Here is a 21,837-nt window from a genome sequence, read left to right on the forward strand (position 1 = left end):
CCGAGGGCGTGCCCGGTCCGGGGCCGCCGGCGCACCGTGGCTCCGGCTCCGCTCACAGCGCCAACAGCATGGCGAGCATCGCGATGCCCATCGACAGCCGGCACGCGCGCGCGACCTCCGGCCGGTCGCCCCAGCCGACCGTCCCGGTGCCGCTCGCCGCCGCCCGTGCGCCGCCGGTGTCCCCGGCCCGGGCCGCCATGGGGACCAGCCGGGCGCCGGACCACAGGACGTATCCCGCGAAATAGAGCAGCAGCGCGCCGGTCACCAGGGGCTCGCCGGAGCCGCCGTGCCCGGCGTGGGCGGGGGCGGCGGGAGCGGCGGCCATCACCGCGGCCATGTAGACCATGGCCAGCGCGCCCACCGAGTGATGCAGATGGCCCGAGCACGTCCGGGCCGCCCACAGAGCGCGCAGCGCGGCCGCCCCGAACGCGGCCGCGCACACCAGCCAGGCCCAGCGCGGGGGCGCCAGGACGGCGGCGGGCACGGCCATCGCGGCCATGGCGAAGCCCATCAGCGCCTCCCCGCCCGCGGCCCGGCGCTGCTCCTCGACGGAGCTGCGCATCCGCAGCAGGCAGTAGGCCCCGGTCGCCGCGCACAGCGCGACCAGCGGCCACCCGGACGAAGCCGCTCCGTGCATCGCGCACCTCCCCACTCGGCGGTCTCCCGGGACTCGCCGGCCCGGACGGTCCCGGCTGTTTCGGGCGAGCCGGTCCGGACAACTCGGTCAGGGGATGCCCCGGCAGAGCGAAGAGCACGCGGGCGCGGAGAGGCCGTACGGGAGCTCAGGGAATCATTTACTTGTAAAACACCTGCTAATATTGACGGAATGAGCAGTAGCAGTATCGGAACCTCGCCCGTGCGCCGCCTCCGGCTGTCCGGGGTGCTGCGCCTCGGCCGCCCCTCCGCCATCTGGTTCAAGCCCGCCCTCAGCGTCGTCGCCGCGGTCGCCCCGCCGAACCTGACCCTCGTCGCGCTCGGCCGCCTCGACCTCGCGATGTACACGATGGCCGGGTCTCTCTGCGCGCTCTACGCCCACAACCGCCCCTACGCCGCTCGCGCGCGCGTCCTCGCGCTGGTGATCCTGGGGATGCTGGCCGGCCTCGGCACAGCGCTCGTCACGGCCTCGCTCACCTCGAACGGGGTCGTGCTCGTCACCGTCGGCGCCCTGCTCGCCGCCGCGCAGAAGGCACTGTGCGACGCGACCCGCATCGGGCCGCCCGGCAACGTGATCTTCGCCTTCGTCGCCTCGGCCGCCCTGTTCGTGCCGCAGACCCTCGGCCAGGTGCCGGGACATCTCGCGCTCGCCGCCGCCGCGGGTGCCTGGGCCTGGATCGTGGGCATGGCCCCCGCCCTGCTGCGCCCCCACGGACCGGAGCGCCGGGCGACCGCGGACGCCCTGTACGCGGCGGCCGCCCACGCGGAGAGCGGAGACCCGGCGGCCCGCGCCCGTGCCGCGGCGGCCGTCCACACCGCCTGGCAGGTCCTGCTCGCCAGCGGCGCCCGCCCGGCCACCCGGCGCGCCCTGGAACGGCTCGTGGTGCGCGCCGAGGTCGCCCTCGCCGCACCCGCCGACGCCGACCCGGAGGGGCTGCGGGCCCAGGCCCGCGACCTGCGCGGCTCGCACGCGGTCCCGCGCGCGGGCGACCTGGGCGAGGCGGCCGACGACGTGGTGGGCGCGGAGATCGAGCGGGCGACGCCCGCCCCGCGGTGGTGGCGCGGACTCGGCCCGCTCGCCCCCGTCGCCGCGCGCACGGCCCTCGGCTGCGCCCTCGCCGGATACGCCTCCCTCGCGATCGGCGTCGGCCGCCCCTACTGGGCGCTGGTCACCGCCGCCTCGCTCTACCAGGTCAACATGACCCTGACCTGGAACCGGACCGTGCAGCGCGTCGTCGGCAACCTCGCCGGCGTCCTGGTCTTCGCCGCCGTCGCCCCGCTCGCCCACCTCTCCCCGCTCGCCATCGTCCTGTGCTGCCTGGCCTTCAACTTCGGCGCCGAGGCCCTGATCAGCCGCAACTACTGGCTCGGCTCGGTCTGTGTGACCCCGATGGCGCTGCTCATCACGGAGTTCGCGCACCTCCAGAGCGCCGGTGAACTGATCACCGACCGGATCCTGGACACCCTGGTCGGCGCGATCGTCGGCTTCGTCGCGGCGCTCGCCGTCACCAACCGGCGCTCGGGCAGCCGCCTCGAGGAGGCCGTCGCCGCCGTGGAGCGCGCCCGGGAACACGCGGCACGGACGCTCGCCGACCCCGCCGCCGGCCCTGCCCGGCTGCTGGCGGCCCGCCGCGAGCTCGCCGCCGCACTGGTCGACCTGCGGGCCACCGCCGACGCCGCGGCCGGCGAGTGGTGGCAGCGCGCCCTGCCCGAGGAGCGGGTGATGAGCGCCGAGCAGGCCGGGCATCGTACGCTCGCGGCGACGGTACGACAGCGGACACAGCACACTGCGGAGGGCACAGGGGCATGACGGCGGGCAGCGGGGGAGCGGGCGCGGCGGACGGCGCGGTCGGAGGGGCGGCCGCCGGGACGGTCGCCGGAGCGGGCGGGCCCGACGGCGCGGACGGCGGGCGGACGGTCACCGGTGCGGGCGGGCCGGACGGCGCCCCCGCCGGTCCGCCCGCACCGGTGACCGGCGGCGACACGGTGGCCAAGGTGGTGCGCCAGTGGCGTGCCGTCCACCCGGAGCTGGACACCGGCCCCATGGAGATCATCGGCCGGGTGAACCGCTGCGCCGCCCTGCTCCAGCAGGCCGAGGACGCCCCGCTGCGGCGCGCCGGGCTCACCCGCCCCGAGTTCGACGTCCTCGGCACCCTGCGCCGTACCGGACACGAGCTGACCCCGAGCGAGATCGCCCGCGAGACGTTCTCCTCGGGGGCCGCCGTCACCAAGCGCCTCAAGCAGCTGACCGAGCGCGGTCTGGTCGAGCGGCGCGGCGACGACCGCGACCGGCGCGTGGCCCACGTCCGGCTGACGGACGCCGGACGCGACCTCGTCGACACCATCATCCCGGAGCAGCTCGGGTACGAGTCGGCCGTCCTGTCCGGGCTGGACGGCGACGGACAGCGCGCGCTCGCCACGCTGCTGGGCGAGCTGCTGATCCAGCTGGAGGGCAGGCTGGGCTCCTCGCGCCTGTGAAGAATCGTTCCGGACGGGGCTGCCCCGGAGGGACTGTGCCCGGGACCGTTCCGGGGCCGCTCCGGGGAAGGGCGTGACCTAGATCCCCGGCCGGTACCGCAGCGGATGGTCGGCCGGCACCTCCACGAGCACGATCTCCGTGCCGTCCGGGTCGGCGATCCACATCTCGATCAGCCCCCACGGCTCCTTGACCGGAGGCCGGCGCACCTCCACCCCGGCGGCCGACAGCTCCTCGTGCGCCGCCGCGACGTCCGGCACCTGGAGCCAGAGCTTGAGCGCGGGGGAGGGCGGGGTGTCCGCGCGGCCCGCGACCTCCAGGAAGCCGCCGCCCAGGAAGTAGACCGTGCCGCGCTCGGGGCCCGTGCCGAACTCCCGGTAGACGGACAGCCCCAGCTGCTCGCCGTAGAACGCCCGGGAACGCTCGGGGTCGGTGGGACGCAGAAGCGTGCGACTGCTCAGTACGTGGACCATGGGGCGGAGCCTAGTGGGCCGGGGATTAGGCTCGGCGGTGCCCGAGCCGCGCGCCAGATCAGGAGCAGCCCCATGGACACCGCCGCCACCGGATTGACGTTCCGCGACGCCACCGACGCCGACGTGGACGCCTTGGTCGCGCTCATCCAGTCGGCCTACCGCGGTGAGTCCAGCCGGGCCGGGTGGACCACCGAGGCGGACATCCTCGAGGGGCAGCGCACCGACCCCGAGGGCGTGCTGGAGGTCATCAAGGCGCCGGACAGCCGGCTGCTCACCGTCGAGCGCGAGGGCACCGTCGTCGCCTGCTGCCAGCTGGAGCACCGCGGCGACCACGCCTACTTCGGCATGTTCGCGGTCAGCCCCGCGCTCCAGGGCGCCGGACTCGGCAGGGCCGTCCTGGCTCGGGCCGAGCGGACCGCGCGCGAGACCTGGGGCGCCAAGGAGATGCACATGACCGTGATCTCCGTACGCGAGGACCTCATCGCCTGGTACGAGCGGCGCGGCTACCGCCGTACGGGACGGACGAGCCCGTTCCCGTACGGCGACGAGCGGTTCGGCATTCCGCAGCGGGCCGACCTGCGGTTCGAGCTGCTGGTCAAGGAGCTGGTCTGACCCGTCCCGGCCGCGGGACCGCAGTGCGGGCGGCCGTGCGGCCGGCCGTCACGCGGTGAAGCGGCCGGTGCGCTTGATCTCCGGATAGTCGGTCGTCGCGCCGTCGAGCTCCAGGGCGCGCACCAGCCGCAGCTGGTCCTGGGTGTTCACCACCCAGCCGATGATCCTCAGGTCGGCCTTGCGCGCCCGCTCGACGACCTCCAGCGTCAGCCGCCGGATGTTCAGCACCAGCGTGCCCGCGCCGACCGCCGTGGCACGCTCCACGACGTCGGTGCCGTAGCGGCTGGCCACCAGCGCGGTGCGCACCCCCGGAACGAGCCGGGAGATCTCCGCCAGCGCCTCGTCGTGGAAGGACAGCACCTCCACCCGGGCGACGAGATCGCGCCGGTGCATGACCTCGGCGAGCGCCCGGGCCGCCGCCGCGTTCTTGATCTCCGCCTGCAGCGGGGCGCTCACCGCGTCCACGACCTCCTCGAAGACCGGGATGCGCTCACCGCGGCCCGCGTCGAGGGCGCGCAGCTCGGCGAGTGTCTTCTCGGCGATCGGCCCGCTGCCGTCCGTCGTGCGGTCCACGTCGGCGTCGTGCATGACGACGAGCGCGCCGTCCTTGCTGAGGTGCAGGTCGAGTTCGATGACGTCGAGGCCCGCGGCCTGCGCGGCGACGAAGGAGCGGAGGGTGTTCTCGGGTTCGACGCCCATCACTCCGCGGTGACCGATGGTGAGAAAGTTCAAGGTGGACCTGCTTCCGTCTGCGGCGGCTCGGTGGCGCGTGGGCGGAGGGGACGGCTCCACGCGGCAAGGCCGCAGCGTAGTCCTCCACTGGCGATGCAGCCGATGACGCGGGGGTGTGTACGAGCCGTACGGCACCGGGAGCGGAAGGTCCCTCCGGCGGCCGGCGGAGATCGGCTCACCCCTGGGTGGGCGCGTCCCGCAGGCGTTTGACCGTCCGGTTCCGGCCGCCTCGCCCAGTACGGCGGCCGCGGTTCCCGGCCGACCTCGACGGACCCGGGACGGGACCGATGGAAGAAGTGGCGGGAGGCTTCTGATCGATGCGGGATATCGCAGGAAAATCTACGGCGATCGCAAGGTTGAGCAGGACAACTTCCCGCCACTGCTCTTGCGGGAACAATCTCGGCCTACATACGGTGTCCTCACGAGAGGTTCTCCCGTGGAGGATGGGTCATGACGGAAATTCTTGCGCGAGTGGGTTCGGAGGAGCAGGTTCCTCCCGTGGTCAGGGTGGTGGATCACCCGGCTTGGCCCGTGCTCAAGGATGCCGTGGAGCGGATCCGGCCATGGCAGTCCGGGGACGGCTCCATCGACTTCGGCGCCGACGGCGCGCCGGACCCCGAGGACGCCGGGTCGGCCGTACGGAGTGTCGTCCGGGCGGTCGAGGAGCTGTCGCCGCTGCTGCCCCACGACGCCGCGTACCACCGGGCGCTGGTGAAGGACCTGCACCGCTGGGCCGACGAGGGTTTCCAGGTGCCGGACTTCCTCGACTCCCTGCTGGCGTTCCAGCCCGCCGCCGACCGCCGGGACGGCCTCCAGCACCTCGTCGTCTTCCCGATGTACACGCAGAACGGCAACCCGGACCGCAACCTCGAGGCGGTCGTCCTGCGCATGGTCTGGCCGGACTGGCTCGCCGAACTGGAGCGCACCCGCTACGACAACCCCCTGTTCTGCGGGATCACCTTCGAGGACTTCACCGCCGGCTACGACACCAACTCGGCCGTCCTCTTCCCCGAGACCATCGCCGTGCGCGAGGCCCCCGAGCGCTTCACCTGGGGCGGCATCTTCTGCGACCGTGAGGCGGCCCGCTTCCGCCGCGTGACCGAGGCCGCCGTGGACCTCCTCGGCCTGGAACTGCCCGACGACATCCGCGAGATGGTCGCCGACCAGGAGCGCTGCCAGCAGGCGTTCGTGCTGTGGGACATGGTCCACGACCGCACCCACAGCCATGGCGACCTGCCCTTCGACCCCTTCATGATCAAGCAGCGGCAGCCGTTCTGGATGTACGGCCTGGAGGAACTGCGCTGCGACCTCACCGCGTTCAAGGAGGCCGTCAAGCTGGCGGACGACGGGGTCCCGCAGGGCCGCGACGTCCAGTACGCGGTGCTGTTCGACCGGATGTTCCGCTTCCCGGTCACCGGCGAGCGCGTCCGCAACTACGACGGTCTCGGCGGCCAGCTCCTCTTCGCCTACCTGCACAAACACGACGTCGTCCGCTGGACCGACAACAGGCTCTCCATCGACTGGCAGCGCGCCCCGCAGATCACCAACCAGCTCTGCGCCGAGATCGAGAAGCTCTACCGCGACGGCATCGACCGGCCGAAACTCGTCCACTGGTTCGCCGGGTACGAGCTGGTCTCCACCTACCTCGCCCCCCACCCGGGCTCCAAGTGGGCCAAGGGCCCCGACGCCCTCGACCTGTCACTGCCGCCCCGTAAGCTCGTCGACGACGTGCTTCCGGACGAGTTCCCGCTGAGCATGTTCTACGAGGCGCTCGCCAAGAAGCTCAAGCGTGTGATCGCGGAGACCAAGGGCATCACCGCGCAGGCCGCCGAGCGGGCCGCCGCGTGAGCGCCACCGGCGCCATGACCGCTCGGACTGCTCAGGAGGCCAGGATGGGAAACAGGGACGGAAACGGGAACGGCGCGCTGAGCGGTGCGGTGATCGCGGTGGCCGGTGCGGGCGGTCCCGCGGGCCGCGCGGCGCTGCTGCGGCTCGCCGCGGCGGGGGCGACCGTCATCGGCTCGGACAACGACCCCGAGCGGCTGGCCGAGGCCGTGGACGCGGCCCGTTCCGCGCACGGCGGCGCCACGGTCGTCGGCGACACCGTCGATCTGCTGGACCTGAAGTCGGCCCGCGACTGGGCCGGCCGGATCGAGACGGACTTCGGGCGGGTGGACGGCCTCGTCCACCTGGTCGGGGGCTGGCGCGGCAGCGCGACCTTCGCGGAGACCGACCTCGCCGACTGGGACCTGCTGGAGAAGCTGCTCGTCCGTACCGTGCAGCACACCTCGCTCGCCTTCCACGACGCCCTGCTGCGCAGCGACCGCGGCCGCTATCTGCTGATCAGCGCGGCGGGCGCGAGCAGGCCGACGGCGGGCAACGCGGCGTACTCGGCGGCGAAGGCCGCCGCCGAGGCGTGGACGCTCGCCCTGGCGGACGCCTTCCGCAAGGCCGGGGGCGAGCAGGGACCGAGGGCGGCGGCTGCGATCCTGGTCGTGAAGGCGTTGGTGCACGACGCGATGCGCGCCGAGCGCCCCAACGCGAAGTTCGCGGGCTTCACGGACGTCGACGACCTCGCCGAGGCCGTCGCCGGTGTCTGGGAGCGGCCCGCCGCCGAAGTGAACGGGAACCGTCTGTGGCTGACCGAGAAGCCGTGAACCCCCCGAAGACCGACGCGCGACGCCGGCACGACCCCGGCGTCCGCGGCTTCGCCAGCGACAACTACGCGGGAGCCCACCCCGAGGTGCTCGCCGCCCTGTCCCTGGCCAACGGCGGGCACGAGGTGGCGTACGGCGGCGACGCCTACACGGAGCACCTCCAGCGGATCATCCGCAGCCACTTCGGCGCCACGGCCGAGGCGTACCCCGTCTTCAACGGCACCGGCGCCAACGTCCTCGCGCTCCAGGCGGTCACCGACCGCTGGGGCGCGGTGATCTGCGCCGAGAGCGCGCACATCAACGTCGACGAGGGCGGCGCGCCCGAGCGCATGGGCGGCCTGAAACTGCTCACGGTGCCCACGCCCGACGGCAAGCTCACCCCCGAGCTGATCGACCGTCAGGCCTGGGGCTTCGAGGACGAGCACCGCGCGATGCCGCAGGTCGTCTCGCTCACCCAGAGCACCGAACTGGGCACCCTCTACGCCCCGGACGAGATACGGGCGATCTGCGAGCACGCCCACGCGCACGGCATGAGGGTGCACGTGGACGGTTCCCGGATCGCCAACGCGGCCGCCTCCCTGGACGTCCCGATGCGGACGTTCACCAACGCGGTGGGCGTCGACATCCTCTCCCTCGGGGGGACGAAGAACGGCGCGCTGTTCGGCGAGGCCGTCGTGGTGATCAACCAGGACGCGGTGCGCCGCATGACGCACCTGCGCAAGCTGTCCATGCAGCTCGCATCCAAGATGCGTTTCGTGTCGGTGCAGTTGGAGGCGCTGTTCGCCAAGGACCTGTGGCTGCGCAACGCCCGCCACGCCAACGAGATGGCCCAGCGCCTGGCCGAGGGCGTGCGCGCCGTGGACGGCGTGGACATCCTGTACCCGGTCCAGGCCAACGCGGTGTTCGCCCGGCTGCCGCACGACGTGGCGGAGCGGCTGCAGAAGCGGTACCGCTTCTACTTCTGGGACGAGGCCGCCGGCCATGTCCGCTGGGTGTGCTCCTTCGACACGGCCGAGGACGACGTGGACGGCTTCGTGGCGGCGCTGAAGGAGGAGATGGCGCGGTAGCGCCGGGGACCGGAGGGTCGCGGCCCGCTCTGCATAGTTATACGGTCATCTGAAAAGTCATTGACTGACGGGTGATCGTATTCCTATGCTCTGCGGGCATGGAGCTGACCCAGGAAACGCCCGACCTCTCCGCCTATCTAGCCGCTGACGAGGTCATCGACCACCATCACCCGCAGGTGCGGCGGACGGCCGCATATCTCGCCGAGGAGGTGGATGACTCGTATGGCTATGCGCGAGCGGCCTATGAGTTCGTGCGTGACGCCATCCCGCACTCGGCGGACTCCGGCGATCTTCGCGTCACCTGGCGCGCCTCCGACGTGCTGGAGCAGGGCACCGGCATCTGTTATGCCAAGGCCCACGCCCTGGCCGCCCTGCTGAGGGCCGAGGACATCCCGACCGCGCTGTGCTACCAGCGGCTGGCGCACGACGACGGCGACGGGTACGCGGTGCACGGCCTGGTCGCCGTACGGTTCAACGGCGCCTGGCACCGGCAGGACCCCCGCGGCAACAAGCCGGGTGTGGACGCGCGGTTCTCCCTCGAAGGCGAGAGACTCGCCTTCACCCCCGACCCCGGCTCGGACGAGAGGGACTACCCCGTCCTGTATGCCACTCCGCACCCGGCCGTACTCGACGTCCTCCGGGCCGCTCCCGACCGGCCGTACCTCTGGAAGACGCTGCCCGCCGCCCTCTGAGGTCGGCCACCACGGTCAGCGCGCCTCGGCCGCCCGCACCTCTTCCGGCGTGGGAGCCGTGCCGCCCAGATGTGCCGGGACCCACCAGGTGTCGTGCGGGCCCTTGGGGCGCACGGGGTAGGCACGCTGCGCGGCCTCCAGCAGCTCCTGGACGCGGTCGCGCAACTGGCGTGTGATCGCGCCCGCGTACTTGTCCTTGGACGCCTCGATCGCCTCACCGACCCGTATGGTGACGGGGATGTGGCTGCGCTTGAAGTTGCGCGGGTGGCCCTTGGTCCACAGTCGCTGCGTCCCCCACACCGCCATCGGGACCAGCGGAACACCGGCCTCCTGGGCCAGCCGGGCGGCGCCCGACTTGAAGCTCTTCAGGGTGAACGAGGGCGAGATCGTGGCCTCGGGGAAGATGCCCACGATCTCACCGGACCGCAGCGAGTCCAGGGCGTGCGCGTACGCGGCCTCGCCCTGGGAGCGGTCCACGGGGATGTGCTTCATACCGCGCATCAGCGGACCGGCGACCTTGTGCCGGAACACCGACTCCTTCGCCATGAAGCGCACCAGCCGCTTCTGGGGCAGCGCGGCGAGGCCGTTGAAGATGAAGTCCAGGTAGCTGATGTGATTGCTCACCAGCACCGCGCCGCCCGAACGCGGGATGTTCTCCGACCCCTTGCAGTCGATCTTCAGGTCCCACGCCCTGAACATTGTGCGGGCGAGACCGATGACGGGACGGTAGACAAACTCGGCCATGGACGAGGTGGACCCTTCTCTCTGCCTGGAAGGGGACTCCCGGCGGAAAAGTTACGGAGCCGTAGGTTTACGGCATAGCGCAGATGGTGCCCCATGGAACGGACGGACAACCAGCCCCAGTGCCCCACAATGGCGAGATCCTCGTCACGTCGCCCTCCGATCACCTCGGGGTTTTAAGCGGGCTTTACTATTCGCGTACGGTTGTCCGCCGGACGAGACCGGACATTCCGCAGCCCCCTCGGCGGCCTGCGGGAATCTCTGCGCGCGTGGCAACGCTGGAGCGAGTGGAGCGCAGGGTCGCAGTGTGCCGCCTCGGCGGCGGAACGGGAGGGATCAGGGTGGGCGGGCGCGACGGGAACGACAGGCTCGGCGCGGCGGAACTGGGGGAGGACCTCGGTGAACGGGCCACGCTCGTCCAGTTCTCCAGCGCGTTCTGCGCCCCTTGCCGGGCGACCCGGCGGGTGCTGGCGGATGTCGCCGGGATGGTGTCCGGCGTCGCCCATGTGGAGATCGACGCCGAGGACAACCTCGGCCTGGTCCGCGCACTCGGCATCGAGAAGACCCCGACCGTGCTCGTCCTCGACGCGGACGGACGCGTCGTGCGGCGCGCCGCGGGCCTGCCGCGCAAGGTGGACGTGATCGCGGCCCTCGGCGAGGCGGTCCGGCTCCCGTGACGGACCCCGGGACGACTTCCGGGGTGCCGTTCGTGATGCCTCCCAGGGCGCCCTCCGCGACGACCCGCGTGCGCCGAGCGGTCCGCTCCGTATCGCATCCGGTCGGCCCCGTACGGCACCCGGTCCCGTATGAGAAACGGCCGGTGACGCATCTCCCACTTGCCGGGACGCACTTGACTGTATGCCTCACCTATCGTCAGCCTGACCGTATGCCCCGGGACCCCCTTCTCTTCGCGCGCGTCCATGTGGATCTCGGCCGCACGACGAGCGCGCGCTGTCCGGGCTGTTGAACAGCCCCGGCCACGTACGTCCCCTCCCGCAGAAGGGCAGCCCGATGACGGCCAGCACCGGCCTCACCGCCTCCAGCACCCCGACCACTCCCACCGCCCCTCGTCCCGCCTCCGGTGATCTGCTGCGGTCCGTCTTCCGGCGGCACGCGGCCGGGGTCGCCGTGATCACCGCGCGCGGCCCGGCCGGCCCCGTCGGCTTCACCGCGACGTCGCTGGCCTCCGTCTCCGCCGAGCCCCCGCTGGTCTCCTTCGGTGTCAGCACCGGCGGCTCCAGCTGGCCGACGGTCTCCCGGACCGGTTACGTGGGCGTGCACCTCCTCGGCGAGCACCAGCGGGAGCTGGCCGCCACCTTCGCCCGCAGCGGGGCCGACCGCTTCGCGGAGCCCACCCGGTGGCACACCGGCCCGGAGGGTGTCCCGGTCCTGGACGACGTGCTCGCCTGGCTGGTCTGCCGGGTGGTGGCGCGGGTTCCGGCGGCGGACCACCGGATCGTTCTCGCCGAGGTGGTCGACGGGGATCCGTCGGGTGCGGGGCGCCCGCTGCTGTACCACCAGGGCGGCTACAACGGACTGCGTGACTGACCCGCGCGCGGGGGTGGATCCGGCTGCCCGGCCCGACTGCCTGACTGATTACGCAGCGTTGTCAAGGTCACAGTGCAAAGCGCTTGCTTAGCGGGCAGGCAATGGATGTACTGGCGAGTAATATTTCCTCCCGGAGCGCGGGCCGCCCCGAAGGGGACCGGCCGCCACAGGCGCCTATGCTGCCTGCAGGAAGGCAGCCCGGAAGGCAGCCCGGAAATGACGATGCAGTAGGAGAGCCGGCGTGAGCTTGAGGATCGTTGTCACTGTGAAGTACGTGCCCGACGCCACTGGCGACCGGCACTTCGCCGATGACCTGACCGTCGACCGTGACGACGTGGACGGTCTGCTCTCGGAGCTCGACGAGTACGCGGTCGAGCAGGCCCTGCAGATCGCCGAGGAGGCCGACGACGCGGAGATCACCGTGCTGACCGTCGGCCCGGAGGACGCCAAGGACGCGCTCCGCAAGGCGCTGTCCATGGGTGCCGACAAGGCCGTCCACGTCGAGGACGACGACCTGCACGGCACCGACGCCATCGGCACCTCCCTGGTGCTGGCCAAGGCGATCGAGAAGGCCGGTTACGACCTGGTGATCTCCGGTATGGCGTCCACCGACGGCGTGATGGGTGTCGTGCCCGCGCTGCTCGCCGAGCGCCTGGGCGTGCCGCAGGTCACCCTGCTGTCCGAGGTCTCGGTCGAGGACGGTGTGGTCAAGGGCCGCCGCGACGGCGACGCCGCCTCCGAGCAGCTCGAGGCGCAGCTCCCGGCCGTGGTCTCCGTGACCGACCAGTCGGGCGAGGCCCGCTACCCGTCCTTCAAGGGCATCATGGCGGCCAAGAAGAAGCCGGTGGAGTCCTGGGACCTGTCGGACCTCGACCTCGAGGCCGAGGAGGTCGGTCTGGAGGGCGCCTACACGGTCGTCGACACAGCGACCGAGCGCCCGGCGCGCACCGCCGGCACGATCGTCAAGGACGAGGGCGAGGGCGGCAAGCAGCTCGCTGAGTTCCTCGCGGGCCAGAAGTTCATCTGAAGGCCCGAGTCAGCTGACCGCCCCGCACCCTTCGCAAGCAGGAGAGAAGAAGTCCCATGGCTGAAGTCCTCGTCTACGTCGACCACGTGGACGGTGCCGTCCGCAAGCCCACCCTGGAGCTGCTGACCCTGGCCCGCCGCATCGGCGAGCCGGTCGCCGTCGCCCTCGGCAACGGCGCCGCCGACACCGCCGCCACGCTCGCCGAGCACGGCGCGGTGAAGGTCCTCACGCACGACGCCGCCGAGTACGCCGACTACCTGGTCGTACCGAAGGTGGACGCCCTGCAGGCCGCCCACGAGGCCGTGTCCCCGGCCGCCGTGCTGGTGCCGTCCTCCGCCGAGGGCAAGGAGATCGCGGCCCGCCTGGCGCTGCGCCTCGGCTCCGGCATCATCACCGACGCCGTCGACCTGGAGGCCGGCGACGAGGGCCCGGTGGCCACGCAGTCGGTGTTCGCCGCCTCGTACACCACCAAGTCCCGTGTCTCCAAGGGCACCCCGGTCATCACGGTCAAGCCGAACTCGGCCGCCGTGGAGGCCGCGCCGGCCGCCGGTGCGGTCGAGGCGCTGTCCGTGACCTTCTCCGAGCAGGCCACCGGCACCAAGGTCACCGGCCGTACGCCGCGTGAGTCGACGGGCCGCCCGGAGCTGACCGAGGCCGCGATCGTGGTCTCCGGCGGCCGCGGTGTCAACGGCGCCGAGAACTTCGCGATCATCGAGGCCCTCGCAGACTCCCTCGGCGCGGCCGTCGGCGCCTCGCGTGCCGCGGTGGACGCGGGCTGGTACCCGCACACCAACCAGGTCGGCCAGACCGGCAAGTCGGTCTCCCCGCAGCTGTACATCGCCTCCGGCATCTCGGGCGCGATCCAGCACCGCGCCGGTATGCAGACCTCGAAGACGATCGTGGCGGTCAACAAGGACGCCGAGGCCCCGATCTTCGAGCTGGTCGACTACGGCGTGGTCGGCGACCTCTTCGACGTCGTCCCGCAGCTGACCGAGGAGATCAAGGCCCGCAAGGGCTGAGTCCCGCCCCGGACCGCACACCGAGGCCCCCGCGACCGGCGCACACGCCGTACGGTCGCGGGGGCCTCGGCCGTGTCAGCCCAGGGTGACCGACGCCTGCACCGGCAGGTGGTCGCTCGGGAACTGCCCGTCGCGGGAGAAGGTGTTGATCGCCGCCCGGTGCACCGTGACGCCCGGCGTGACCAGGATCCAGTCGATGCGGTCGCCGTCGGGCGTCAGCGGCCGGTAGCCGTGGAACGTGGCGTACAGGGCGCCGCGCTCGGCGGCCTCGTCCCAGGTGTCGGTGAGACCGGCGCCGAGCATCGTGTCGTACACCGGGTTCTTGTGGGAGGCGACGTTGAAGTCACCGGTGACCACCAGCGGCAGCGACGGGTCGAGCCGGGCAACCCTTTCGGCGATCAGCGCGGCGGCACGCGCGCGTGCGTTCTGGCTGGCGTTGTCGAGGTGGGTGTTCAGGAAGTAGAACTCCCGGCCGCCGTCGCGCAGATCGCGGAAGCGGACCCAGGTGACCATGCGGATCGAACCGCCGCCCCAGGTGTTGGAGCCGATGGCGTCCGGGGTGTCGGAGAGCCAGAAGTGGTCGTACTCCAGCGGGGCCAGCCGGCGGGTGTCGTAGAGGACCGCCATGAACTCGTCGCGGCTGCCGCCCGCGCGTCCGGTGCCGATCCAGTCGTGGTGCGGGCCGAGGTCGGACTCGATGTCGCGCACCTGCTGGTAGAGGCCCTCCTGGGTGCCGATGACGTGCGGGCGTTCACGGCGCAGCAGCTCCCGCATCACCGGTCTGCGGACGGCCCAGCTGTTGGGCTCGGCGGTGCCCGCGTAGCGCAGGTTGAACGACATGACCTCCAGCCGGCGGCTGCCGTGGAGCTCCCGCGTGGCGGCCGAGGCGGGGGAGGCGGACAGTGCGGGGCCGGCCAGCGGCAGGGCGGCCGCGGTGGCCAGCGCGGTCTTCAGGCCCAGGCGGCGGGTGACGCGGCTGTGGTTCGGCACAAAGGCTCCTTCGGGTCTTCGCTGCGGGCTTCCGGGCGAGTCGTGCCTGCTTCGCCGTGCGCGGTTCCTTCGTCATGCGTACTTCGGGGAAACGCTGCCAGGTGGACGTGAACATGCCGAGAGGGCGAAGTGGACCATGGGCAAGACGGTGTTGACCGGTGGGAAGGGCGACCGATAACTTCGTTCTGCGGATTGTTGATTCCGTAAAGCGGAAAATAGGAGGGCGTGGGATGGGGCAGGGCCACCGTCAGGAGAAGGTGACGACGAGTCTCGCGGGTGCCGTCAGCGAGGAGATCAGCGCATCCCTCGCCCCGGTCGACGCGGAGCTGGGCCGCCGCTACCCCGGGGACCCCGGCACCCGCCAGCCCGTCCACACCGTCTACGTCCCGGGCGACGTCTTCGCCGCCGACACCCTCCGCTCCTGGGGCGAGAAGGCCCTCGCCGCGCTCGACGAACACGCCCCCGACCCCGCCTCCCTGGCATCCGCGCTGGGTCTCGCCGACCGTCTCGCCGACCAGGTGTACGACCGCGTCCGCGCCAAGCTGGAGCGCGAACCGATCGAGGACCTGCGCGTCGACTTCGAGGACGGCTACGGCCCCCGCCCCGACGCCGAGGAGGACGAGGCGGCGGCCCGGGCGGCCCGGCTCGTCGCGCGCGCGTATGCGGACAGGACGGCCGCCCCGTACATGGGCATCCGCATGAAGTGCATGGAGGCGGCGGTCCGTGACCGGGGCATCCGTACGCTCGACGTCTTCCTCAGCGGTCTGATGGAGGCCGGCGGACTGCCCGAGGGGCTCGTGCTCACCCTCCCCAAGGTGACGTACGCCGAGCAGGTCACCGCCATGGTGCGGCTGCTGGAGGCCTTCGAGAAGGCGCGCGGCCTCGAGCCCGGACGGATCGGGTTCGAGATCCAGATCGAGACCAGCCAGTCCATCCTCGCCGCCGACGGCACCGCGACCGTGGCCCGGATGATCCAGGCCGCCGAGGGCCGCGCCACCGGACTGCACTACGGCACCTTCGACTACAGCGCCTGCCTCGGCGTCTCCGCCGCGTACCAGGCCAGCGACCACCCGGCCGCCGACCACGCCAAGGCGATCATGCAGGTCGCGGCCGCGGGCACCGGCGTACGCGTCTCGGACGGCTCCACCAACGTCCTGCCGGTCGGCCCGACCGAGCAGGTCCACGACGCCTGGCGGCTGCACTACGGACTCACCCGCCGCGCCCTGGCCCGCGCCTACTACCAGGGCTGGGACATGCACCCCGGCCACCTCCCGACCCGGTACACGGCCGTGTTCGCCTTCTACCGCGAGGGGTACGAGCAGGCCGCGGCGCGCCTCGCCCGGTACGCGAACCGGGCCGGCGGGGACGTGATGGACGAGCCCGCGACGGCCAAGGCCCTCAGCGGCTATCTGCTGCGGGGCCTGGACTGCGGGGCCCTGGACGCGGACGAGGTGGCGAAGGCGGCCGGCGGCCTCACGCGGACCGATCTGGAGGGATTCGCGGCGCCGCGCCGCGGGGACCTGACCGTCTCGGGCGGCTGACCGCCGCTCACCGGCCGGGCGGCCGCGCCGAGGAAGGCGCCGGCGGCGGGCCGGCGCCCGGACGCCCGGCCCGCACGTCGCCCGCGGTGCGGGCCGCGCCCACGTACCGCTCCAGACCGGAGGCGACGGCCATCCCCTCCTCGGCGAAGACACGGGTGCCCTTGTCGCACAGGCCCCTGTCGAACCGGGCGCGGGCCGAGAACTCCTCGGGCGTCCGGCCGAACAGCTCCCGCAGCCGCGGCGAGCCGGCCAGGAGCTCGGCCAGCAGCCGACGCTCGCCGGGATGGTGCCGCGGCGCGCCCGTGCCGTCGTGCAGCACCCCGTGCCGGTTGACGTAGGCGTGGGCGCCGTGGAGGGACGGCCCCGCCTCCGGTTCGATCCGCACGTCGCAGCCGGGCAGCCAGACACGGTCGTACGCGCCGGACGGCCGCATGACGCCCTCGCTCGCGTCGACGACCGAGAGCTGCTCGGCGTCGAGCCAGAGCACGAACAACTCCCGCACGGTGCCGGGGGAGTCGAACGGCGCGGCGGACACATAGCCCATCAGGCTCACATGGGCCGACACCCCGATGTCGACGCCGGTGACCCGCGCCCTGACCATGGGGACGGGAGAACGGATGCCGAACTCGTCCAGCTTGTCGCGCAGCTGGCCCGGACAGGCGTTGGAGCCCACGGCGAGGACGGGGACGCGGCCCTCGTACGCCCGCCGGTCCCGCGCCGGAGGCAGCAGCCGGTCCCCGTCGAGGAGGCCGGACTCCGCGGGCCACGCGCCCGGATAGGCAAGAGGTTCCGCGCGCGGGGCCACGGCGAGACCGAGCTCCTTCAGCGTGCGTCCGGGTCCGTGCATCGGGCGGCTCAGCCGGCGGGCGGCAGCTCGCCCGAGCCACGGGTGATCAGGCGGGTCGGCAGCTCGATGCGCTCGGGGGCGACGAGGCTGCCGTCGAGCCGGCGGAAGAGGCGGTCGGCAGCCGTGCGGCCGAGCAGAGCGGCGTCCTGGGCGACGACCGTGACGCCGGGACGCAGCAGATCGGCCAGCTCGAAGTCGTCGAAGCCGACGAGGGCGACCGGGCGGGAGAGCTCGGCGAGCACCCGGACGACCGTGATCGTCACCCGGTTGTTGCCCGCGAAGATCGCGGTGACGGGCTCGGGACCCGAGAGCATCTCCTCGGCGGCGCGGCGCACCCGCTCCGGGTCGGTGACGCCCAGCGACGTCCAGGACGGCGCCACGGGTATGCCCGCGTCCTCCATGGCCGTCCGGTAGCCGCGCAGGCGCTCGGCGGCGGTGTGGATCCGGGGCATGTCGCCGATGAAGCCGATGCGGCGGTGGCCGTGCGCGATCAGATGGGCGACGCCCGCGCGGGCGCCGCCGTGGTTGTCCGACAGCACCACGTCGGCGTCGATCCGCCCGGCCGGGCGGTCCACGAACACCGTGGCGACGCCCGCCCTGATCTCCGGCTCCAGATAGCGGTGGTCGTCACCGGCCGGAATGATCACCAGCCCGTCCACCCGGCGGGCGCACAGCGCCAGCGCCAGCTCCTGCTCGCGCTCCGGGTCCTCCGCGCTGGAGCCGTTGAACAGCAGGGTGCCGTGGGCGCGGGCCACCTCCTCCACCGCACGGCTGAGCGGGCCGTAGAACGGGTCCGCGAGGTCCTCCAGCACCAGGCCCATGCTCGCCGTGCGGCCCTTGCGGAGCACCCGCGCGCTGTCGTTGCGGCGGAAGCCCAGTGCCTCGATCGCCTCCTGTACCCGGCGCTCGGTGTCCGCGGTGACCCCGGGCTCGCCGTTGACGACGCGGGAGACCGTCTTGAGACCGACTCCCGCGCGCGCGGCTACGTCTTTCATCGTCGGACGGTTGCCGTAACGGTGGCTCTCGGGCCGGCGGGCGGTCTCGGGCACGATGCGAGGTCCTGTTCTGTTGCCACGGTCGAGCTTCTGCTGTCCACGGTTCCGCTGCCCAGGGGGTGCGCCGATCCGTGAGGTCGTATGACGATGTGGCGTCGAGCATAGAGCCTGGACAACGTTGTCACGGGCGGGGGAGACTGTCCACCGCCTTCTCCGGTCCACGCCTGATTCCGGGGCGCGTTCGAACTGCCCCCCTTCCGGCCGGGGAACCCGGTACCTCCCTGGGGCTGTCCCAGGGACGCCACAGCAGTGGGAGAACTGACACTCATGCACACCGACCTCGTGGCCGCGCTCGACATCGGCGGCACCAAGATCGCCGGAGCCCTGGTGGACGGCCAGGGCCGGATCCTGGTGCGCGCCCAGCGCGCGACGCCCGCGCAGGAGGACGGCGAGACCGTGATGCGGGCCGTCGAGGAGGTGCTCGGCGAGCTGGCCGCCTCCCCGCTGTGGGACGGGGCGCGGGCCGTCGGCATCGGCAGCGCGGGGCCGGTGGACGCCGTGGCCGGTACGGTGAGCCCGGTCAACGTGCCCGGCTGGCGGGGCTTTCCGCTGGTCGCCCGGGTCCGTGCGGTCACCGGCGGGCTGCCCGTCGAACTGATCGGCGACGGCGTGGCCATCACCGCCGCCGAGCACTGGCAGGGGGCGGCCCGCGGTCACGACAACGCGCTCTGCATGGTCGTCTCCACAGGCGTCGGCGGCGGACTGGTCCTGAACGGGCGGCTGCACCCAGGCCCCACCGGCAACGCAGGGCACATCGGTCACATCTCCGTGGACCTCGACGGCGACCTGTGCCCGTGCGGGTCCCGCGGCTGCGTGGAGCGCATCGCGAGCGGTCCCAACATCGCGCGCCGCGCCCTGGAGGGCGGCTGGCGGCCCGGCCCCGACGGCGACACCTCGGCCGCCGCCGTGGCCGCCGCCGCGCGGGCCGGCGACCTCGTGGCGCTGGCCTCCTTCGAGCGGGCCGCGCAGGCGCTCGCGGCGGGCATCGCGGCGACCGCGACCCTCGTCGAGCCGGACATAGCGGTCGTCGGCGGCGGCGTGGCCAAGGCGGGCGACGTCCTCTTCGCCCCGCTGCGCACCGCCCTGAAGGACTACGCCACCCTGTCCTTCGTGCAGCAACTGACTGTGGTACCCGCGCAGATGGGCACCGACGCGGGCCTGGTCGGCGCGGCCGCCGCGGCACTGACCCGGAAGGCCGGCGTCCCGGCGGTGTGACCGGGAGGGTGGCGTGTCCGGGAGGGCGGTGTCCCGGTGGCGTGACCGGAAGGCCGGCGTCCCGGTGGCGTCGGAACGCGCCGCGTCGCCCGGGCCGGCAGGGCGGACGGCGGACCGCACGCCCCGGGACCGGTGCGCTGGGGTTCGCGCGGGGCCGGTGGCACCGGTGGGTGTGGTGACGCGCGGCATCGCGCCGCCGATCCGGGAACCCGGCGTCACGGCGAGGAGGGACACCGCTTCCGGCGCCCGGGTGCAGGGCGTGGCCCCGCTCGCTGCGGGGCCGCTCTGGGTCAGGTACGGCTGGCTCTGGGTCAGGTACGGCCCTGGGTCAGGTACGTGCCCCGGGGCATGTACGGACCGGGGCACCGGCGGTCCGGGCCCGCGGCGGTCCGGGGCACCGGCGGTCCGGAGCCGCGGGGTGGACGACGGGCTGTCGGGTCGTGGTCCTACCCTGGTCCCACCGAGACCGGGGTGAGTTCACGGGAGGCTTCATGTCGGGTGCCGCGCTGCCGTATGTGGACGAGCACGTCACGCTGGTGGCGGCCGGAGCCGGTGACGCCTGGCGCGGGCTGGCCGAGGCGCTGGAGCAGTCCTTCTCACGGACCGGTGCGGCGGGTTACGCCCGGCTGGTCGGATGCGCCGAGGTCGCGGCGACCGGGCCGCGCCCCCTCGCCGAGGGGTCGACATTGCCAGGGTTCCGGGTGACGGAGGCCCTCCCGGAGCGGAAGCTGGTCCTCGAGGGGCGGCACCGTTTCTCCACGTACGCCTTCGTCTTCCGTGTCGAACCGGACGGGGCGGGGCGTTCACGGGTGCGGGCCGAGACCCGGGCTGTCTTTCCCGGAGCGTTCGGTGCCCTCTACCGGTGGTTCGTCATCAGGACGGGAGGGCACGCGTACGGTGTGCGGAACCTGCTCTCAGCGGTCCGCCGGGGGGCCGAATCGCCCCGATTCGCGTGACCCCGGGCGATTTCCGCAGTTGAACCGGGCATGAAGAAGCGCAGCATGCTCGCCATCGCCTCCCTGGCCACCGGGTTCGTCGTCGCGGCCGTCACCCCGTCGCACGGCGCGGAGCCCCTGGAATCGCTGGTCAAACTGGACGTCGACGACACCCTCAGTGATCTCGCCGGCCTCGACAAGACGGTCGCCAGTGACAGTTTCGCCGTCGATGAGTCGTCCCTGGGAGGCAAGGCGGGCCGGACCGGAGCGGACGGCCGGAGCGGTCAGAGCGGTATGGGTGGCCTGAGCGGCTGACGTCGCGGCCCCGAGCGGCTGACGCCGTGGCCCCGGGCGGCCGACGTCCCGTGGGCGGCGCCGGGTCCCCCGTCGCGAGCGGCGGGAAACCCGGCGCCGTGTGTCTGTTGCCTCATCAGCGGCTGGTTTCCGTCCCGGGGTGGAGCGGGCAAGCCTCAGAAGGCCAACAGAAGAGGGGGAACCGTGATCGTCTGGATCAACGGTGCGTTCGGTGCGGGGAAGTCCACCACCGCGCGGGAACTGATCGAACTGATCCCGAACAGCACGCTCTTCGACCCCGAGGTCATCGGCGGCGCACTCACACATCTGCTGCCGGCCAAACGCCTCGCCGAGGTCGGCGACTTCCAGGACCTGCCGAGTTGGCGACGGCTCGTGGTGGACACGGCCGCCGCCATGCTCGCGGAGCTCGGCGGGACCCTCGTGGTCCCCATGACCCTGCTGCGCCAGGAGTACCGCGACGAGATCTTCGGCGGTCTCGCCGCCCGCCGGATTCCCGTACGGCATGTGCTCCTCGCCCCAGCCGAAACGATACTGCGGGAACGAATAGCCGGCCGGGAGGTCCCGCCCGACCTCCCCGACGGCGAGATGAGAATCCGTCAGTGGTCGTACGACCACATCGAGCCCTACCACGTGGCGCTCGCCTCCTGGCTGACCGCCGACGCCCACGTCGTCGACACCAGCTTCCACACGCCGTACGAGACCGCGCGGCGCATCGCCGAGGCGGTACGCACCGGGGACCTGCCCGTGTGCGACATCGTGCAGACTCCCGAACCCACGGCGGAGACCCTCGCCGCGGGGGTGCTGCTCTTCGACGAGCAGGACCGTGTGCTGCTCGTCGACCCCACCTACAAGGCCGGCTGGGAGTTCCCCGGCGGGGTCGTCGAACCCGGTGAACCCCCCGCGCGCGCGGGCATGCGAGAGGTCACCGAGGAGACCGGCATACGCCTCGACGACGTCCCCCGCCTGCTGGTCGTGGACTGGGAGGCACCCAGACCCCCCGGGTACGGCGGACTGCGCCTGCTGTACGACGGCGGACGCCTCGACAGCACCCGCCACCAGCGACCCGTCCTGCCCGGCCCCGAACTGCGCGAGTGGCGCTTCGTCACCGAGGAGGAGGCCGCCGACCTGCTGCCCCCCGTGCGCTACGAACGGCTGCGGTGGGCCCTCCGGGCGCGCGAGCGGGGAGCGGCGCTGTACCTGGAGGCGGGGGTACCGGTGTAGCGGGTGCCGGATAGCGGGGT

General features: G+C 72.7%; 23 protein-coding genes. 16 read left to right on the forward strand and 7 right to left on the reverse strand.

The features are described 5' to 3' along the window. Positions 1-52 precede the first annotated feature (52 nt). Positions 53-637, reverse strand: a complete 585-nt coding sequence (locus IE242_RS31940; RefSeq protein WP_189865579.1) for a DUF5134 domain-containing protein — start codon at positions 635-637, stop codon at positions 53-55. A 189-nt stretch (positions 638-826) separates the two neighbouring features. Here IE242_RS31940 and IE242_RS31945 point away from each other — a divergent pair, with 189 nt between their 5' ends. Together IE242_RS31945 and IE242_RS31950 are read left to right on the forward strand one after the other, a co-directional pair. Further along, entirely contained in the window at positions 827-2,464 is a 1,638-nt protein-coding gene (locus IE242_RS31945; protein WP_189865581.1) for an FUSC family protein, read from the forward strand. After that, the gene (locus IE242_RS31950; RefSeq protein WP_189865583.1) at positions 2,461-3,132 is read left to right on the forward strand and encodes a MarR family winged helix-turn-helix transcriptional regulator; all 672 of its coding nucleotides are present in this window, start codon (positions 2,461-2,463) and stop codon (positions 3,130-3,132) included. Before IE242_RS31945 ends, IE242_RS31950 begins: the two co-directional genes overlap by 4 nt. A 78-nt stretch (positions 3,133-3,210) precedes the next feature. On the opposite strand, the gene IE242_RS31955 is transcribed toward IE242_RS31950, so the two are convergent. Beyond that, a complete protein-coding gene (locus IE242_RS31955; RefSeq protein WP_189865585.1) occupies positions 3,211-3,603 on the reverse strand; it encodes a VOC family protein in 393 nt (130 codons plus the stop codon). Positions 3,604-3,675: 72 nt separating this feature from the next. On the opposite strand from IE242_RS31955, the gene IE242_RS31960 reads away from it, so the two are divergent. Continuing rightward, positions 3,676-4,215: a GNAT family N-acetyltransferase gene (locus tag IE242_RS31960; RefSeq protein ID WP_189865587.1), complete on the forward strand. Its 540-nt coding sequence runs from the start codon at positions 3,676-3,678 to the stop codon at positions 4,213-4,215. Positions 4,216-4,263: 48 nt separating this feature from the next. Here IE242_RS31960 and IE242_RS31965 read toward each other — a convergent pair whose 3' ends face one another. Further along, positions 4,264-4,947, reverse strand: a complete 684-nt coding sequence (locus IE242_RS31965; RefSeq protein ID WP_189865589.1) for a glycerophosphodiester phosphodiesterase — start codon at positions 4,945-4,947, stop codon at positions 4,264-4,266. 450 nt (positions 4,948-5,397) lie between these two features. On the opposite strand from IE242_RS31965, the gene IE242_RS31970 reads away from it, so the two are divergent. The 4 genes from IE242_RS31970 (at position 5,398) to IE242_RS31985 (ending at position 9,363) form a co-directional block, all read left to right on the forward strand. Beyond that, on the forward strand, positions 5,398-6,795 hold the full coding sequence (locus IE242_RS31970) for a DUF6421 family protein (protein ID WP_189865590.1): 1,398 nt from the start codon (positions 5,398-5,400) through the stop codon (positions 6,793-6,795). Between the two features lie 44 nt (positions 6,796-6,839). Continuing rightward, positions 6,840-7,604 carry an SDR family NAD(P)-dependent oxidoreductase gene (locus tag IE242_RS31975; protein WP_229859722.1) on the forward strand — a complete coding sequence of 255 codons (765 nt, stop codon included), beginning with the start codon at positions 6,840-6,842 and terminating at the stop codon, positions 7,602-7,604. Continuing rightward, positions 7,601-8,671: a threonine aldolase family protein gene (locus IE242_RS31980; protein ID WP_189865594.1), complete on the forward strand. Its 1,071-nt coding sequence runs from the start codon at positions 7,601-7,603 to the stop codon at positions 8,669-8,671. The genes IE242_RS31975 and IE242_RS31980 overlap by 4 nt, the downstream gene beginning before the upstream one ends. A gap of 98 nt (positions 8,672-8,769) precedes the next feature. Continuing rightward, positions 8,770-9,363, forward strand: a complete 594-nt coding sequence (locus IE242_RS31985) for a transglutaminase domain-containing protein (RefSeq protein WP_189865595.1) — start codon at positions 8,770-8,772, stop codon at positions 9,361-9,363. Positions 9,364-9,378: 15 nt separating this feature from the next. Here IE242_RS31985 and IE242_RS31990 read toward each other — a convergent pair whose 3' ends face one another. Beyond that, positions 9,379-10,107: a lysophospholipid acyltransferase family protein gene (locus IE242_RS31990; RefSeq protein ID WP_189865597.1), complete on the reverse strand. Its 729-nt coding sequence runs from the start codon at positions 10,105-10,107 to the stop codon at positions 9,379-9,381. Between the two features lie 338 nt (positions 10,108-10,445). Between IE242_RS31990 and IE242_RS31995 the strand changes: the two genes are divergently transcribed. The 4 genes from IE242_RS31995 (at position 10,446) to IE242_RS32010 (ending at position 13,698) form a co-directional block, all read left to right on the forward strand. Next, positions 10,446-10,781: a TlpA family protein disulfide reductase gene (locus tag IE242_RS31995; RefSeq protein WP_373299635.1), complete on the forward strand. Its 336-nt coding sequence runs from the start codon at positions 10,446-10,448 to the stop codon at positions 10,779-10,781. A gap of 334 nt (positions 10,782-11,115) precedes the next feature. Continuing rightward, a complete protein-coding gene (locus IE242_RS32000; protein ID WP_189865599.1) occupies positions 11,116-11,652 on the forward strand; it encodes a flavin reductase family protein in 537 nt (178 codons plus the stop codon). A 241-nt stretch (positions 11,653-11,893) separates the two neighbouring features. Beyond that, on the forward strand, positions 11,894-12,679 hold the full coding sequence (locus IE242_RS32005; protein WP_189865601.1) for an electron transfer flavoprotein subunit beta/FixA family protein: 786 nt from the start codon (positions 11,894-11,896) through the stop codon (positions 12,677-12,679). A gap of 56 nt (positions 12,680-12,735) precedes the next feature. Further along, positions 12,736-13,698, forward strand: a complete 963-nt coding sequence (locus IE242_RS32010) for an electron transfer flavoprotein subunit alpha/FixB family protein (RefSeq protein ID WP_189865603.1) — start codon at positions 12,736-12,738, stop codon at positions 13,696-13,698. Between the two features lie 75 nt (positions 13,699-13,773). Here IE242_RS32010 and IE242_RS32015 read toward each other — a convergent pair whose 3' ends face one another. Further along, positions 13,774-14,688: an endonuclease/exonuclease/phosphatase family protein gene (locus tag IE242_RS32015; protein WP_189865605.1), complete on the reverse strand. Its 915-nt coding sequence runs from the start codon at positions 14,686-14,688 to the stop codon at positions 13,774-13,776. 230 nt (positions 14,689-14,918) lie between these two features. Between IE242_RS32015 and IE242_RS32020 the strand changes: the two genes are divergently transcribed. Further along, positions 14,919-16,229: a DUF6986 family protein gene (locus IE242_RS32020; RefSeq protein ID WP_189865607.1), complete on the forward strand. Its 1,311-nt coding sequence runs from the start codon at positions 14,919-14,921 to the stop codon at positions 16,227-16,229. A gap of 7 nt (positions 16,230-16,236) precedes the next feature. Here IE242_RS32020 and IE242_RS32025 read toward each other — a convergent pair whose 3' ends face one another. Together IE242_RS32025 and IE242_RS32030 are read right to left on the reverse strand one after the other, a co-directional pair. Continuing rightward, on the reverse strand, positions 16,237-17,076 hold the full coding sequence (locus IE242_RS32025; RefSeq protein WP_189865609.1) for a hypothetical protein: 840 nt from the start codon (positions 17,074-17,076) through the stop codon (positions 16,237-16,239). An 8-nt stretch (positions 17,077-17,084) separates the two neighbouring features. Continuing rightward, the gene (locus IE242_RS32030; RefSeq protein WP_189865611.1) at positions 17,085-18,125 is read right to left on the reverse strand and encodes a LacI family DNA-binding transcriptional regulator; all 1,041 of its coding nucleotides are present in this window, start codon (positions 18,123-18,125) and stop codon (positions 17,085-17,087) included. A 273-nt stretch (positions 18,126-18,398) separates the two neighbouring features. On the opposite strand from IE242_RS32030, the gene IE242_RS32035 reads away from it, so the two are divergent. From IE242_RS32035 to IE242_RS32050, 4 genes are all read left to right on the forward strand, one after another. Then, positions 18,399-19,346 carry an ROK family protein gene (locus IE242_RS32035; protein ID WP_189865613.1) on the forward strand — a complete coding sequence of 316 codons (948 nt, stop codon included), beginning with the start codon at positions 18,399-18,401 and terminating at the stop codon, positions 19,344-19,346. Positions 19,347-19,837: 491 nt separating this feature from the next. Next, positions 19,838-20,302, forward strand: coding sequence for a hypothetical protein (locus IE242_RS32040; RefSeq protein WP_189865615.1), 465 nt, complete (start codon positions 19,838-19,840; stop codon positions 20,300-20,302). A 30-nt stretch (positions 20,303-20,332) separates the two neighbouring features. Beyond that, on the forward strand, positions 20,333-20,596 hold the full coding sequence (locus tag IE242_RS32045; RefSeq protein ID WP_189865617.1) for a hypothetical protein: 264 nt from the start codon (positions 20,333-20,335) through the stop codon (positions 20,594-20,596). 183 nt (positions 20,597-20,779) lie between these two features. Then, positions 20,780-21,817 (forward strand): NUDIX hydrolase, encoded by a 1,038-nt coding sequence (locus IE242_RS32050; protein ID WP_189865619.1) that lies wholly within the window; start codon positions 20,780-20,782, stop codon positions 21,815-21,817. Positions 21,818-21,837: the final 20 nt, after the last annotated feature.

Source organism: Streptomyces poonensis (assembly GCF_014650915.1).
Taxonomy (GTDB): domain Bacteria; phylum Actinomycetota; class Actinomycetes; order Streptomycetales; family Streptomycetaceae; genus Streptomyces; species Streptomyces poonensis.

What these genes read in the sequence shown, in the direction of transcription:
- IE242_RS31940 (WP_189865579.1), bottom strand. Translation starts at nt 637, where the DNA reads ATGCACGGAGCGGCTTCGTCCGGGTGGCCGCTGGTCGCGCTGTGCGCG.
- IE242_RS31945 (WP_189865581.1), top strand. Translation starts at nt 827, where the DNA reads ATGAGCAGTAGCAGTATCGGAACCTCGCCCGTGCGCCGCCTCCGGCTG.
- IE242_RS31950 (WP_189865583.1), top strand. Translation starts at nt 2,461, where the DNA reads ATGACGGCGGGCAGCGGGGGAGCGGGCGCGGCGGACGGCGCGGTCGGA.
- IE242_RS31955 (WP_189865585.1), bottom strand. Translation starts at nt 3,603, where the DNA reads ATGGTCCACGTACTGAGCAGTCGCACGCTTCTGCGTCCCACCGACCCC.
- IE242_RS31960 (WP_189865587.1), top strand. Translation starts at nt 3,676, where the DNA reads ATGGACACCGCCGCCACCGGATTGACGTTCCGCGACGCCACCGACGCC.
- IE242_RS31970 (WP_189865590.1), top strand. Translation starts at nt 5,398, where the DNA reads ATGACGGAAATTCTTGCGCGAGTGGGTTCGGAGGAGCAGGTTCCTCCC.
- IE242_RS31975 (WP_229859722.1), top strand. Translation starts at nt 6,840, where the DNA reads ATGGGAAACAGGGACGGAAACGGGAACGGCGCGCTGAGCGGTGCGGTG.
- IE242_RS31985 (WP_189865595.1), top strand. Translation starts at nt 8,770, where the DNA reads ATGGAGCTGACCCAGGAAACGCCCGACCTCTCCGCCTATCTAGCCGCT.
- IE242_RS31990 (WP_189865597.1), bottom strand. Translation starts at nt 10,107, where the DNA reads ATGGCCGAGTTTGTCTACCGTCCCGTCATCGGTCTCGCCCGCACAATG.
- IE242_RS32000 (WP_189865599.1), top strand. Translation starts at nt 11,116, where the DNA reads ATGACGGCCAGCACCGGCCTCACCGCCTCCAGCACCCCGACCACTCCC.
- IE242_RS32010 (WP_189865603.1), top strand. Translation starts at nt 12,736, where the DNA reads ATGGCTGAAGTCCTCGTCTACGTCGACCACGTGGACGGTGCCGTCCGC.
- IE242_RS32020 (WP_189865607.1), top strand. Translation starts at nt 14,919, where the DNA reads ATGGGGCAGGGCCACCGTCAGGAGAAGGTGACGACGAGTCTCGCGGGT.
- IE242_RS32025 (WP_189865609.1), bottom strand. Translation starts at nt 17,076, where the DNA reads ATGCACGGACCCGGACGCACGCTGAAGGAGCTCGGTCTCGCCGTGGCC.
- IE242_RS32035 (WP_189865613.1), top strand. Translation starts at nt 18,399, where the DNA reads ATGCACACCGACCTCGTGGCCGCGCTCGACATCGGCGGCACCAAGATC.
- IE242_RS32040 (WP_189865615.1), top strand. Translation starts at nt 19,838, where the DNA reads ATGTCGGGTGCCGCGCTGCCGTATGTGGACGAGCACGTCACGCTGGTG.
- IE242_RS32045 (WP_189865617.1), top strand. Translation starts at nt 20,333, where the DNA reads ATGAAGAAGCGCAGCATGCTCGCCATCGCCTCCCTGGCCACCGGGTTC.